The sequence below is a fragment of the Siphonobacter curvatus genome, from assembly GCF_002943425.1.
GTDB classification, from domain to species: Bacteria; Bacteroidota; Bacteroidia; order Cytophagales; family Spirosomataceae; genus Siphonobacter; species Siphonobacter curvatus.
In genome coordinates, this window is record NZ_PTRA01000001.1 from 2,445,249 (window position 1) to 2,458,609 (window position 13,361).

The 13,361-nt window shown below is 48.9% G+C and carries 12 protein-coding genes; 5 read left to right on the forward strand and 7 right to left on the reverse strand.

Features of this window, described 5'->3' with window-relative positions; genetic code table 11:
- Positions 1-98: 98 nt before the first annotated feature.
- From C5O19_RS10185 to C5O19_RS10195, 3 genes are read left to right on the forward strand one after another with little or no spacing between them, the layout of a single operon-like run.
- A complete protein-coding gene (locus C5O19_RS10185; protein WP_102199986.1) occupies positions 99-362 on the forward strand; it encodes an autorepressor SdpR family transcription factor in 264 nt (87 codons plus the stop codon).
- A gap of 4 nt (positions 363-366) precedes the next feature.
- Entirely contained in the window at positions 367-1,008 is a 642-nt protein-coding gene (locus C5O19_RS10190) for an SdpI family protein (RefSeq protein WP_104711845.1), read from the forward strand.
- Between the two features lie 34 nt (positions 1,009-1,042).
- Positions 1,043-2,122: an alpha/beta hydrolase family protein gene (locus tag C5O19_RS10195; protein ID WP_104711847.1), complete on the forward strand. Its 1,080-nt coding sequence runs from the start codon at positions 1,043-1,045 to the stop codon at positions 2,120-2,122.
- A 338-nt stretch (positions 2,123-2,460) separates the two neighbouring features.
- Here C5O19_RS10195 and C5O19_RS10200 read toward each other — a convergent pair whose 3' ends face one another.
- From C5O19_RS10200 to ligA, 4 genes are all read right to left on the reverse strand, one after another.
- The gene (locus tag C5O19_RS10200; protein WP_094808941.1) at positions 2,461-2,877 is read right to left on the reverse strand and encodes a heavy metal-binding domain-containing protein; all 417 of its coding nucleotides are present in this window, start codon (positions 2,875-2,877) and stop codon (positions 2,461-2,463) included.
- A complete protein-coding gene (locus C5O19_RS10205; protein WP_094808940.1) occupies positions 2,858-3,160 on the reverse strand; it encodes a Dabb family protein in 303 nt (100 codons plus the stop codon). Before C5O19_RS10205 ends, C5O19_RS10200 begins: the two co-directional genes overlap by 20 nt.
- A gap of 142 nt (positions 3,161-3,302) precedes the next feature.
- Positions 3,303-4,184 (reverse strand): 4-hydroxy-tetrahydrodipicolinate synthase, encoded by an 882-nt coding sequence (gene dapA / locus C5O19_RS10210; RefSeq protein WP_104711849.1) that lies wholly within the window; start codon positions 4,182-4,184, stop codon positions 3,303-3,305.
- 49 nt (positions 4,185-4,233) lie between these two features.
- Positions 4,234-6,279 (reverse strand): NAD-dependent DNA ligase LigA, encoded by a 2,046-nt coding sequence (ligA, locus tag C5O19_RS10215; protein ID WP_104711851.1) that lies wholly within the window; start codon positions 6,277-6,279, stop codon positions 4,234-4,236.
- A gap of 138 nt (positions 6,280-6,417) precedes the next feature.
- Here ligA and rpe point away from each other — a divergent pair, with 138 nt between their 5' ends.
- On the forward strand, positions 6,418-7,080 hold the full coding sequence (gene rpe, locus C5O19_RS10220) for a ribulose-phosphate 3-epimerase (RefSeq protein WP_104711852.1): 663 nt from the start codon (positions 6,418-6,420) through the stop codon (positions 7,078-7,080).
- 197 nt (positions 7,081-7,277) lie between these two features.
- Here rpe and C5O19_RS10225 read toward each other — a convergent pair whose 3' ends face one another.
- Together C5O19_RS10225 and C5O19_RS10230 are read right to left on the reverse strand one after the other, a co-directional pair.
- The gene (locus tag C5O19_RS10225; RefSeq protein WP_104711854.1) at positions 7,278-9,701 is read right to left on the reverse strand and encodes a TonB-dependent receptor; all 2,424 of its coding nucleotides are present in this window, start codon (positions 9,699-9,701) and stop codon (positions 7,278-7,280) included.
- Between the two features lie 208 nt (positions 9,702-9,909).
- The gene (locus tag C5O19_RS10230) at positions 9,910-10,293 is read right to left on the reverse strand and encodes a hypothetical protein (protein WP_104711856.1); all 384 of its coding nucleotides are present in this window, start codon (positions 10,291-10,293) and stop codon (positions 9,910-9,912) included.
- A 142-nt stretch (positions 10,294-10,435) separates the two neighbouring features.
- On the opposite strand from C5O19_RS10230, the gene C5O19_RS10235 reads away from it, so the two are divergent.
- A complete protein-coding gene (locus tag C5O19_RS10235) occupies positions 10,436-11,854 on the forward strand; it encodes an MDR family MFS transporter (protein WP_104711858.1) in 1,419 nt (472 codons plus the stop codon).
- 43 nt (positions 11,855-11,897) lie between these two features.
- Here the strand turns inward: C5O19_RS10235 and cls are convergent, their stop codons facing one another.
- Entirely contained in the window at positions 11,898-13,361 is a 1,464-nt protein-coding gene (cls, locus tag C5O19_RS10240; RefSeq protein WP_104711860.1) for a cardiolipin synthase, read from the reverse strand.

A 13,361-nucleotide genomic window follows, 5' to 3' on the forward strand; every position in this document is an offset into this window, starting at 1 on the left:
TCCGGGATTTTTTGTTTGTCCTTAGTATAAAAAACAATTATAAGATCGTCTAATCACTGAGAAATAGTTAGATATTTGTCTAATTATCTATTTACCGGATGAACACTTTATTTAAGGCTCTGAATGATCCGACACGGCGACAAATCCTGGAATTACTTCAGGAGAAAGATTTGACGGCGGGTGAGATTGCGGAGCATTTTGACATGACCAAGCCCAGCATTTCTCACCACCTGGATTTACTAAAACAAGCTGATTTGGTGGTTTCCCTAAAGAAAGGGCAACACATCATTTATTCGCTCAACATGACCGTGCTGGACGAAGTACTTGCCTGGATCATGCACTTACGTACACCCAAACCCTAACCTTATGAAAGCTTCCCGTACTTTACTTGCCATCGTTATTTCCCTGTTACCCCTGCTGTATCTAAACTTCATCTTTCCTGAACTGCCAGACCGCGTACCGATTCATTTCGACGCTCAGGGCCGGGCGGATAACTATGCGTCCAAATCCGGCTTTTACGGCTTTCAGTTTGGTTTGGCAGCCCTTTCCATTGGTGTTTTTCTGTTGATTAAGAACGGGCATGCTACCAAAACCAATGCTACGCCACATACTCAGGAAACCTTCGAACAAGTAGGTCTGGGATCGACGGTCTTTCTGGCCGCTATCAACTTCATTATCATTCAGGCGGCTTTGGCTACAGACGGACAAAAGCTGATTGACTACGTCTTACTAGCCATTCCTTTTCTCTTTCTGTTTCTGGGAAATTATTTCATTCGGTTGAAACCCAATTATTTCATTGGCATTCGGACAACGTATACGCTGAACAACGAAGAAATCTGGCGAAAAACGCACCGTCTGGCGGGCCGGTTACTGGTGGCTGCCAGTTTGATGAGCATTCTGCCGATGCTATACGTCAGCTTTACGGGGAAACTTGGTATCATTTTCGGTTTGGTCGCCGTAGGTTTCATCTATCCCATGTACTATTCCTATCAGTTGGCCCGTAAATAACTTCCCTTTTCAATCGTTTAAACCTGCCTATCTTATGAAGTCACTTACTGTCCTCCTGCTCGGCCTGAGTACACTTGCCTTTGCCCAGGAACCCAAACCTTTTCACGAAGAAGAAGTAGGCTACTGGAACACCAAAGATTCCGTGCAGTTAAAAGGTACATTGACGCTGCCGAGTCAGGGCAAAAATTTTCCGGCTGTGATTCTTATCACGGGCTCGGGACCTCAGGATCGGGACGAAACCATTCTGGGTCATAAACCTTTTAAAGCCATTGCCGAATACCTGGGCAGTCGCGGGTATGCCGTCCTGCGATACGACGATCGTGGCGGAGGAAAAATGAATAAAACCTTCATCAACGCTACGATTGATAACTTTATCAAGGATGCCGAAGCGAGTCTGGATTACCTGAAAACCCGAAAAGAAATCAATCCCCGAAAAATTGGCATGCTCGGCCACAGCGAAGGTGGCAGTATAGCTCCGGGCGTGGCCGCTCAGCGAAAAGACGTTGCATTTGTCATCCTGATGGCCGCACCGGGTCGATCGATGGTGGAGGTCATGCGGCAGCAAAATCGCGATTTGTTCTATACGGCAAAGATCGACTCAGCAGTCGTTGAAACCTACGTTACGGAATACTTCGACAAGGTCTTTCCTGCTTTTGCTACGCAACAGGATACAGCCCAACTAAGTGGGTTGATCCGGGAACGCATTGGTTTTCTACGTACCCAACTGTCGCCCAATCAGTTGTTCGTTTTTGGTATTCCTCCCAAAGAAGATATGTACGTCAAACAGGTGGTTGCTAATTATAACGGGGAATGGTTTCGTCGCTTCATTACCTTCGACCCCGTTCCTTCCCTGCAAAAAATGACGGTACCGACGCTCGCGTTGAATGGTACCAAAGACGTCCAGGTGAACGCCGACATGAACCTTCAGGGGATTGAAAATGCATTACAAAAAGCCGGAAATAAACGGTACAAAATCGTACGTCTGGAAGGATTGAACCACCTGATGTTACCCGCCAAAACGGGTTTACCTCAGGAATACGCCGCCATCAAAGGTGACATTGATCCAACGTTCCTGGAAGCTGTCTACGAATGGTTACAGAAAGAGGTCAGGTAATACTGGCGGCGAAATGCGGCCAGCCAGGTAGGCACAGTTTACCAACTTTTACGTCCGTAGCATCCGCTATGGACAACCCGTCCGGTTAACGTTATCGGAATTGCTACAGGAAACTTGAAAGAGAAGGCGGAGTTAGAAATTGTTAGGTAATGGATCTACCCGCTTAAACGTGCACCAGTGTACCTAATTCAATCCATTTCCTAACCCCGGAGGGGTTCAACCATACATAGCCCCGTATGCAATACGGGGAAGAAATCCTTACAAACAGCTGAGGTTTCAGTTTTGACGGTCGCATTTGCAATCCATCAAACCTGAAACCTCAAACCCCTTAAAACCTTCTAATTTCCGCGATACAGCACCGCCGTTCCTTCCATGATGTAACCGTTGGAAGTCGTTGAGGTATAGTACTGATACTTCACGTCAATGACGGCATTGGCACCCATATCTTCGGCTTTTTTCACGAGCATCTGAGTCAGCCGGTCTTTTTGCCGGGCGTCATTACCGCGTTGTGTCATGGGACCTTTAGTCGTCCGCTGAGCATCCGTCAAAGGCATTTCTTCGTGGATACTCACCTGATCAATCACTTGAAAAGGACGATCCGGTTTTTCCTGGTTTTCCCAGTACACATCCAGGTCATACTTCCGGTCACGCGAAATGGGTACCGAAGGCATAAAACACGACGTTACCGTCCAGGCCAGTATCCCAAAGCCCAGTACACGTAGGCCGAGGGTTCGATTAAATCGTTTCTGAATCATAGATTACTACCCGATCCCAGTATTGCTTGCAGTCTTCCACGAATTTCAAGTGAATCGGGTCTACCTGATACACATCGTGGCCCGCCATATCTTTAAAAACGGTCAAAAGACAATAATCGTACGAGCGATCAATCACGGGACGATCCGTAGAAGCCGGTTTGCCGACATTAAACAGCTCCAGGCCTTCTACCTGACCCAGGGAAGATACACCCTGTTCAAATTTTAAACGATCTTCTGCAGAGATATCCGCTTTCAGGAAAAAATTAACGACGTGTACGAACATTAGAGTTTTCAGTTTATTGTTTTGAGCGGCTGACGCCGCGGTTTAGAGTTTTGGATTTAGCGTTAGTGGCGATACTTGCTGTGAATACCTCAGCTAACCAGTAACACAACTCAAAACACTAAACCCAAAACCCTCTACTCACCTAAACTAGTTTATCCTTTTGAATCACCGAACGTTGGCGTTCTTTTAATTCTTCGGAGGTTTTCATTAAGGGTAAGCGTACATCGGAAGAAATCAGTCCCAGCGATTCGAGAATCCCTTTCACGCCGACCGGATTTCCTTCTTCGTATAGCAATGGATCAATGTCCAGGAACGAACCGAGTGTTTTACGGGCCGTAGCAAAATCGCCGTTGAGAGCCGCGTGAACCATCCCAGTGAATTTTCCCGGGAAAGCGTTGGCAATCACGGACATTACACCTACGCCACCGATGCTAATGATGGGTACCGCCTGTACGTCATCGCCCGAGATGAGCAGGAAGTCTTCGGGCATATCGCGGAAGATTTCCATGCATTGCTCGATAATACAGGAAGCTTCTTTCACCCCGATGATATTCGGATGCTGAGCCAGCTCAATCACCGTCGCACTCGTCATGTTGATGCCCGTACGACCGGGGATGTTGTACATGATTACGGGAACGGGAGAAGCATCGGCCACCGCCGTGTAGTGAGCAATGACGCCCCGTTTACCGGGCTTATTGTAGTACGGACAAACCGACAGAATGGCATCAACGCCCGTCAGATCCGTTTTAGCAATTTCTTCAACAACCTTGGAAGTGACGTTACCCCCGATTCCGTAGACGATGGGAAGTTTGCCCGCATTTTTTTCCTTGACAAACTGAAGTACCTCCACTTTTTCGGCTTGGGTCATCGTGGCTGACTCGCCGGTAGTTCCCTGGATCACCAGGTAATCAACGCCCCCGTCGGTGACGTGTTGCAGCATACGTTCCAGACCCGTCCAGTCGATGGAGCCGTCTTCGTGAAAGGGAGTAACTAGGGCGACTCCAACGCCGTGAAATTTTTTCATACTGGATGGTAATGGGGTCAGGTCTGCCTATGTATCCGTCCCCGATCAACTAAACTATTAATTTCAAAAATTCTTCTTCGCTAATCATCGTTACGTTGAGCTTCTTGGCTTTTTCGACCTTGGAAGCTCCGGGTTTTTCCCCCACGATGAGGTAATTTAATTTACCCGATACGCCACTGAGCAATTTACCGCTGTGGGCTTCAATGAGGTGTTCGAGGGCTTCCCGCTCGAAATTCTCGAACGTTCCGGTGTACAGAAACGTCTTTCCGGCCAGTTTATCGCTCAATTGTTCGACAATCGCTTCCTGACCTACGCTCATCTGTAAACCCGCCGCTTTCAGCCGTTCTACAAAAATACGGTTATCTTCTTCCTGGAAAAATTCTACGACACTTTGAGCGATACGTCCGCCAATTTCGGGGACGTTTACCAATTCTTCGGCACTGGCTTTCTCAAGGGCCTCGATGGTTTTGAAATACCGGGCCAGCTTTTGAGCCACCGTTTCGCCCACATAGCGGATGCCCAGGGCAAACAATACGCGTTCGAAAGGCACGGTTTTAGAATCGTCGATAGCTTTCAGAATAGCCTGCGTCGTTTTTTCCCGGAAACCAATTTTCTTGCTTTTGCCCGTATCAGGATCGGTGATCGTTTTTTCCAGCCCGAAGAGTTGCTCGTACGTCAACGCATAAAAATCGGCGGCGGTTCGTACCAGTCCTTTTTCGTATAATAATTCTATTTTCCCTTCGCCCAGACTATCCATATTCATGGCTTTTCGTTGGATAAAATGCTCCAGACGAGCCCGAATTTGCGGTGGGCAGCCTTTTTCATTCGGGCACAAACGGGCTACTTCGCCCTCCCGCTGAATCAGGGTCGAGCCACAGGCCGGACAGGTGGTCGGGTAGTGAATAACCTCCGAAATCAGGGGCCGTTTCTCCAAGTTGACCCCCGTAATTTTGGGAATGATTTCGCCTCCCTTTTCCACGTATACGTGATCGCCTAAACGCAGCCCCAACCGTTCGATTTCATTGGCATTATGCAGACTGGCCCGCTTTACGATGGTACCGGCCAGCAGCACGGGCGAGAGATTAGCCACGGGCGTAACGGCCCCCGTGCGTCCCACCTGATAGCTGATGGATCGTAGGGTCGTTTCTACCGACTGAGCTTTGAACTTATAAGCAATGGCCCAACGCGGCGACTTGGACGTATACCCCAATTCCCGTTGCTGAGCGAAGGAATTGACTTTAATGACAATCCCATCGGTATTTAAAGGCAGATCGAAACGCTTGGTTTCCCATTCGTTGATGTAAGCCAGTACTTCCTGAATCGAGGAGCATTTTCGCCAGGTTTGCGACACGTTAAATCCCCAGCGTTGCAGGGCCAGTAAGCTCTCTTCGTGCGTGCTGAAAATTTCTGTATCGGCCAGGAACGTATACAGGTAACAATCCAGTCGGCGACGGGCCACTTCCGCGGAATCCTGTAATTTGAACGTTCCAGCAGCGGCATTACGGGGATTCATCAGCGGTTCTTCGCCAATGTCCACACGTTCCTGATTGAGCTTATTGAACGAAAGCAACGGCATGAAGCCTTCGCCACGTACTTCAAAAATTGGCGGCAAATCTTCGGCTTCGATGTGGTGCGGCAGAGTTCGCAGGGTTCGCACGTTATTGGTAATGTCATCCCCCCGCGTTCCGTCCCCCCGGGTGACACCCGTGGTCAGCAGCCCGTTTTCGTAGCGGATGGACAGGGAAATACCATCGAATTTCTGTTCGCAAATGAATTCAACGTCTTCCTCAGGAATGATTTTACGAATGCGTTCCTCCCAGTCCAGAATTTCCTGTTCGTTGTACGTATTCGACAACGACAGCATCGGATACCGATGGAATACGGTTGCAAATTCTTTGGAAACGGTACCCCCGACGTTCTGCGTGGGCGAGCCTTTGTGCTTGAATTGCGGGTACTCTAATTCGAGCTGCGTCAACTCCCGCAAAAGGGCGTCGAACTCAAAATCAGATACTTCAGAAACGGCGTCCTGATAATATCGGTTATTTAAATACTGAAGACGTTCGGTTAGTTCGTCAATTCGTTGCTGAGGAGTCATGCGTACGGTTACTAAGGGACCGTTTTCAGTGCGACGCGTGACGGTTTTATCTACCCTAAACGCAGTCTTTGCCCACTGGAAACTGATTTTATACAAAGGTCTAAAACTTTCGCATACAGAAAAATTTACCTTTGCTCCATGAAAACGCCTTTAATCGCTCCTTCGATACTTGCCTCTGATTTTGCGAACCTGCAACGTGAAATCGAAATGCTCAACCGCTCCGAAGCCGACTGGATTCACGTGGACGTCATGGATGGGGTCTTTGTCCCCAATATTTCTTTTGGTTTTCCAGTGGTCGAAGCCGTCAAACGCTACGCCCAGAAACCCCTCGACGTGCATCTGATGATTACGCAGCCCGAACGATACATCGAGACCTTTCAAAAAGCCGGAGCCGATCGCATTACGGTTCATTATGAAGCCTGTACGCACCTGCACCGTACCATTCAGCAGATTAAAGATGCGGGTTGTCAGGCGGGCGTGGCTCTTAATCCGCATACGCCCGTTTTCCTGCTGGAGGATATTCTGGAAGAGCTGGACCTAGTACTGATTATGTCCGTGAATCCGGGTTTTGGTGGACAGAAATTTATCCAACGGACGTACGAGAAAATCAACCGTCTGTCGGAATTACGCTATACGCTTAACCCGCAGTTACTCATTGAAGTAGACGGCGGGGTGAATGCGGGGAATGCCCGAAAGCTGGTAGAACACGGGGCAGATGTACTCGTCGCCGGAAACTTTGTTTTTTCCGCGGAAAGCCCGGAAGTAGTGATTGCTGATTTGAAGAAGGACGCGGCGTTGTAATTAATTCAAAAGAAAACGGCTTCAATCAAAAGGGTTGAACGAAACAAACTGACACTACGGCTCTTCCTCGCAACTACAGCGAATGCCGAAGAACCGTAGGTTCGACCCATTCTCTAATGGTTAGGTTTTAGCCCAACCCCCTCAAACGCAAAGAAGGACGAGCGAATGCCCGTCCTTCTTTGTGCTTAATATTCCTTCTAAATCTTCACTTCAAACGGAATAATCAACTTAAAGCTCAAATTCCGGCCCATATTGAATACCCCAGCTCGACCCGTTCGTGGATTGACTTCCAGGTATTTCAAACGACTTTGGTGTGACTGATACGCTACATCAAAAACGTTATTAGCCGAGAAGTAGAAGGATGCCAGCGTTCGTTTGTTTTTCGTTACGATGTCCGTACCCAATCCGATATTCACGAGTTGGTACCCCGGTGTCGCGGTTTCCGTACCGTAAGCAGCCAGAAAGCGATTCTGTTTCTGCGTTACTTCCAGATCCACGGTCAGGTACAGATTCCGTAGAAAATCCCGGTACCGATCTTTCGTCAGTTTTACCTGCGAAATCCAGCGGGGAGCGGGCATGAACGGCAAATATTTAGCTTCCTCTTCGCGGGCCGAGAGATTGTCCCCGAATACCGCTGAGTAACTCTGCGTAATACTAAACCAGCGAGCCGCCTGCGGATTGAACGTTACCGTACCTTCCATACCCCGAAGCCGGGCATTGCCCTGAGCGTAGCGGTAAATGGGAACGTTGCCATTGTACAGCGTATCTTGACCGTTGGGTTTCTGTACCCGTTCGGAGTACGTGTAGTTTTGAATCGAGTTCTGGAAGACGCTCAGATCCACGTACCAGTTTTTGTCTTCGTACGTCAATCCTAAATCGCCCTGATAGGCCACTTCCGGCACGGCGTCGAGCTTACCGATTTCATAGCGGAAGGTCCCGGCGTGAATGCCGTTTGACGAAAGCTCGGGTACAGTAGGTGCCCGAAAACCCCGCGAACCATTCACCCGTACGGCTAATTTTTCGGTCAGGTTATACACGCCACCTAGACTGGCCGATACGTTCTGGTAGTTTTTATCAAAGCCCGCAAAACGCTCACTGCCCGCACCCTGCGGCGTTACCTGGAAATTACCGTCCGGATCAATGTATAGTTTGCCAATGTCGAGTAAGCGAATGTCATACCGCACCCCGCCGGAAAGCTTCAGCCGATCGTAGCTCTTCTTGGCGAACAGGAATACACCGTTGTCGAAGAGGTTGTAGTTCGGATACAGTACCTGAAAACCCTGATTGTCCAATCGCTGGAACATCCCGTTGGTACCGACGTTCACCTCCCAGTTATTCTTGGCCGCGAAGTTGTACCGCACATCGTAGTAATTGGTGTACAGGTACAAGTCCAGTTGCGACTCCCAAGGACGGGTCACATCTCCGTACTCGCTACGGCGGTTTCGGGCCATACTCACGACCGCCGTAGCTGATGAGCCATTGGCGAAATTGACCAGGTTATTCCAGGAAAGTTTTTCGTTAATGAGCTTTTGCGAGTTGTACGGAATGAAATTGCGACTGTTGAGTTCGTCATTCGTAACCGGTCGGTCTACTACTTCGCCGATCCCATTAACGCTCGCCGTTGTAAAGCGCCCCGACGCATCGCGGGTACCATTGATGATGTTGTATTTCTGGAACGTCCGCAGGAAGTGAATGCGGGAATAACCCCACTTTTTATTTAAACCAAAATAGCCGTTGAAATTGATTGGCTCGGTAAAATTGGAGGCGAACACGCGATCGTCGTACGCATTGCGGTAATTCTTGGTGGACTTTGTTGAAGCCTGAGCCAGCCAGACAAATCCGTTTTTGTTGCCCGCGATCTGAGCCGAGATTCCGTAGAGATTATTATTCGTCTGATAGTTACTCAGGATTCGACCCACCATTTTGCCTTCCTCGATCGGACGCGGCGACAATACGGACATTACGCCTCCTAACCCATCGGAACCGTACATTAGTGAACCGGCTCCTCGGATGATTTCGTAACGATCAATCGAATACTCATCAATCTGGATGCTGTGCTCTTCACCCCACTGGTTATCCTCCTGCCGTACGCCGTCGTGCATGGTAATTACCCGGTTGAAGCCCAACCCCCGAATGATGGGCTTACTCAGCCCCGCTCCAGTCGATACCTGCGACATGCCGGGTAGTTTAGCCACGGCATCGATCAGGTTGGTCGAAGACTGCTGTAATAACCGCAACTGCGTAATGGCTGCAATCGGAATGGGGCTTTCCTTGATTACTGTTTTCGTGGATGATCCCGAAACAATCACTTCTTCGAGCGACTGAGCGGCGTTTTCCATCACAAAATCCTTAGTCGTTGCACCATCCACGGTCACTTTTTCAATCACCGTCCGGTGGGATACGTAGCTAACCTGCACCGTAAACGTGCCCTTGGGCAGATTAGAGATTTTGTAGGCACCGTTTACGTCGGAAGTGGCTCCCACGCGTAATTCCGGAATGTATACCGTCGCACCCACGACGGTTTCGTTATCTTCCCGGTGAATCACTTTACCGGAAAGGGTATTCTGAGCAAACAGGCTTCCTGAAAGCAGAAAGCAGAAGAAGAAGAAAATATTTTTCATCGAGTGTTTTTGCGGGAAAAATGGACCATACAGGCCTACGCACACCCCAAGGCATGGGAACTGCACGCGATGCTACCTGCTAGGATACAAAAAGAAAGAAAGGAGAAATCTTGGACTAAACTGACGTGCAAAGACATACGATCTCCTGCGGAGCCGGTACACCTCTACGTTAGGCCTGAATAGCCAACCATTTCGAAAATGAGTTACACTAGGCCGCGGGTGGACCTCGGAGGGAGTAATAGAGGAATTCACCAATCGGCGTAATTCCTTGGTAGAAAAGCGTAAAAACCGGACTTAATTCAATTTCCCAAGTCTGAAAATCAATCGATTCAACACTCGGCAGATCCAGTACGGGATTGGACACCGCATCCAGTAACAGCAACTCCAGTGACGTGTGGGAGTTGGGCTGAATGGGCCCTTTCGTCTTCGATCGGAAGGGGTGAGCGTGAGAAATAATCCGTCCATCGGCCAGTCGGTGCCCGTGCCGGAACACTACGCCATTGACGAGCATTACCGTAAACAGGCCGAGAAAAAATCTCGCGACCGTCAGCCGGTACAGGCTTCGCCAGGAAGATTGCGTAGTTACGTTCACAGGGAAGGTTTCAAATCAGGGACGATGTGTTACAAAAATAGAAAAGCTTTTCATATTTGGTTTGTAGTTGAGGCTTAATAGTTGACTGTGGAAGGATTTTTTCGGATTTAGCTTCGACTACCGGATGAATGTATAGCGATTTATGAAGAATACTATTTCCCTGATTATCCCTTTAATGCTGGGAACACTGATGGCAGGCATTGACAGCAGTATTGTGAATGTCTCCTTACCCACCATGAGTCGGGAGTTTGGGGTAAACGTCGATGAGATTGAATGGGTCATTACCATTTACATGCTGGGCTTTTGTATTTTCATGCCCCTGACAAACTGGCTGCGATTGCGGATTGGTTTTTATAAACTCTATCTGGGAAGCTTACTGCTGTTTATCTTAGGTTCGCTGGGCTGTGCCCTTTCCACTACCCTGCCCGAACTCATTACGGCCCGAGCCTTTCAGGCCTTCGGCGGGGGGTCGCTCTCTCCCACAGCCATGGCAATTTTGACAACCGTGTTTCCAGCTAACGAACGCGGTAAAGTCATGGGATGGTGGTCGCTGGGAGGCATTACGGGTCCGGCGATCGGGCCTACGCTGGGTGGTTTGCTGACGGAATATTTCGGCTGGACTTCCATCTTCTACATTAACCTGCCCATTGGCATCCTGGCTATTGCACTGGCTATGCGGTCACTGAAGTTTCTAGACCGTAGTCGGGATACCAGCATTCATTTCGATCTGAGTGGTTTTGCTCTGTTTACGCTATTTATTCTGCTGTTTCAGTTTGCCATTGCCCAGTTTTCCAGCCAAGGATTCGGGTCTTTGCAGGTATGGTTGCCTCTAGTGCTTTCCTTAGTAGCCCTGGGCGTATTTATCAAACGCAGCTATCATCGGCCCGGAGCCTTATTTGATCTTAGCATTTTTGAGCGACCGACGTACGTGTACTGCGTGCTGATTACGGTACTTCGCTCTATCGCTCTGTTCGGTGGCTTATTTCTGTTACCGTTCTTACTCCAGGGTTATCTGAAATTTTCTGAACTGGAATCCGGACTGATGATTCTGCCCAACTCCATCATGATGGCGATTTTTACGCCACTCGCGGGGAATCTCTCGGATAAGTACGGCCCCAAACGTTTTGTCATGGCGGGGCTGGGACTGGTGGCTCTTTCCATGTTCCTGTTCTCGCAAATCAATGAGCCCATGGTGTGGTATGTACTTCTCTCCATGATGATTCGGGGAATTGGACTGGGTCTCTTGATTACGCCGCTGACCGCTACCGCCATGAATGCTGTACTCCCCAATCAGGTGACGCCCGCCTCTTCGGTGTATACGCTCATTCAGCAACTCAGTGGCTCTATCGGCATCGCTTTTAGCGGGATGATTCAGCAATTTATCTACCAGTATTACATCAGCCGGAATACGTCGGAAATGCTATCTGAACACTACTCCATTCAGTATGTATTCATGATTTCAGGGTCGCTGGTGGCTCTCGGTATTTTTATCGCTACCAAGTTGCCCCGGTATAAAGCCAAACTGCCGCAAAATAATGAGCAACTGTCAGTGAATCCTTAAGCTTTCTAAATCAGTATGGATCACTCCACACTTAGCCCTTATCCTACAGTAAAGGTGAAATCATGCGGGCTACTTTTTCCAGCATTTTCTTCCAGACTGGTCGCTGTAGCCACTGACTAGGATCGAGCCGTTCAGCGTCCTGTATGTCTTCGTAAAAGATATTACGCAGGTATTCGGACACCTGAGCGTCGTAGAGAAAGGCGTTCACTTCGAAATTGAGTTCGAAACTTCGAAAATCCATATTGGCCGTTCCGATCGAAGACAGTAAGCCATCGGCCACGAGGGTCTTGGCGTGAACGAAGCCCTTCTGGTACCGGTAAATTTCCACGCCTACCCGCAGCAAATCCTCGTAATACGACTGAGCGGCCGTATTGACCAGCCAGGAATCCGAAATGCCCGGTACGAGTAATTTGATTTTTACACCACTCAAAGCCGCCACAATCAGGGCATCCAGCAGACTGTCTCCCGGTATGAAATAAGGCGTCGTAATCAGGATTTCGTTTCGGGCCAGATTAATCGCCTGTAACAGCGAAAAGAGAATACTGGGCTGAACGGAATCGGGACCGCTGGAAGCAATCTGTACCAGAGCGTTCGTCTGTGACGCTTCGGGTTCACAGAAAAACTCGGGTTCGGGCATGAGCGATTGTCCGGCACAAAAATTCCAGTCGCAGAGAAAAATATACTGTAAATAGTACGTCCCCGGTCCGTCGATTCGCAGATGCGTATCTCGCCAGTACAGCTTATTTGAATTGGGGTTTTGATACCGATCCGAGATATTAATTCCCCCGGTAAAAGCCGTACTCCCGTCAATCACAATAATTTTCCGGTGATTGCGGTAATTCAGTCGGTTGGCTAGAGCGATGAATATAATACGGTAAAAGGGATACGCCTCCACGCCCGCCGCCCGCAGTTCCGGTACCAATGTGCGGCGAATGGAGCGGCTACCAAAATCATCATAAATAAATCGAACCTGTACACCCTGTCGGGCTTTTTCGATCAGCACGTCCTTGATCGCATTTCCAATGGTATCATCCTCAAAAATGTAGTACTCGATGTGAATGTGATGCCTGGCTGCCCGCAAGGCTTTCAGAATTTCAGGAAATGTTTCTTCACCGTTGCGAAGGACTTTGATGTCATTGTTAGCCGTTAACGGACTGATGTTATCGTTGAGAAGTAAATACGCCAGTTCGCGGTACTGCTGCACGGCCTCATGGTCCGTTTCGAGGTTATTACGGGTAACCCGGGTTATCTGAGCGTAGAGCTTCTTGAGGAGTTGATCATCGTCGAAAAGTTTCTTACTGTACAGACTACGGGTCCGATAGTTCAGTCCTACCGAGAAGTATAGAATCATGCCGACAACGGGCAGAAAAACCGTTAAGAGCAGATACGCCAGCGTTTTCGTACTGGTCCGGGTGTCATAAATGATGCGTACACAAGTGGCAGCTACGATCAAACCGTAGATTAATTCGCCAATGAGCAGCCAGTCAATTTCTTCCAGTAAGGTCAT

Coding starts and splice junctions, on each gene's coding strand:
- C5O19_RS10235 (WP_104711858.1), top strand. CDS start 10,436: ATGAAGAATACTATTTCCCTGATTATCCCTTTAATGCTGGGAACACTG.
- rpe (WP_104711852.1), top strand. CDS start 6,418: ATGAAAACGCCTTTAATCGCTCCTTCGATACTTGCCTCTGATTTTGCG.
- C5O19_RS10200 (WP_094808941.1), bottom strand. CDS start 2,877: ATGATTCAGAAACGATTTAATCGAACCCTCGGCCTACGTGTACTGGGC.
- dapA (WP_104711849.1), bottom strand. CDS start 4,184: ATGAAAAAATTTCACGGCGTTGGAGTCGCCCTAGTTACTCCCTTTCAC.
- C5O19_RS10190 (WP_104711845.1), top strand. CDS start 367: ATGAAAGCTTCCCGTACTTTACTTGCCATCGTTATTTCCCTGTTACCC.
- cls (WP_104711860.1), bottom strand. CDS start 13,361: ATGACCTTACTGGAAGAAATTGACTGGCTGCTCATTGGCGAATTAATC.
- C5O19_RS10195 (WP_104711847.1), top strand. CDS start 1,043: ATGAAGTCACTTACTGTCCTCCTGCTCGGCCTGAGTACACTTGCCTTT.
- C5O19_RS10185 (WP_102199986.1), top strand. CDS start 99: ATGAACACTTTATTTAAGGCTCTGAATGATCCGACACGGCGACAAATC.
- C5O19_RS10205 (WP_094808940.1), bottom strand. CDS start 3,160: ATGTTCGTACACGTCGTTAATTTTTTCCTGAAAGCGGATATCTCTGCA.
- C5O19_RS10225 (WP_104711854.1), bottom strand. CDS start 9,701: ATGAAAAATATTTTCTTCTTCTTCTGCTTTCTGCTTTCAGGAAGCCTG.
- ligA (WP_104711851.1), bottom strand. CDS start 6,279: ATGACTCCTCAGCAACGAATTGACGAACTAACCGAACGTCTTCAGTAT.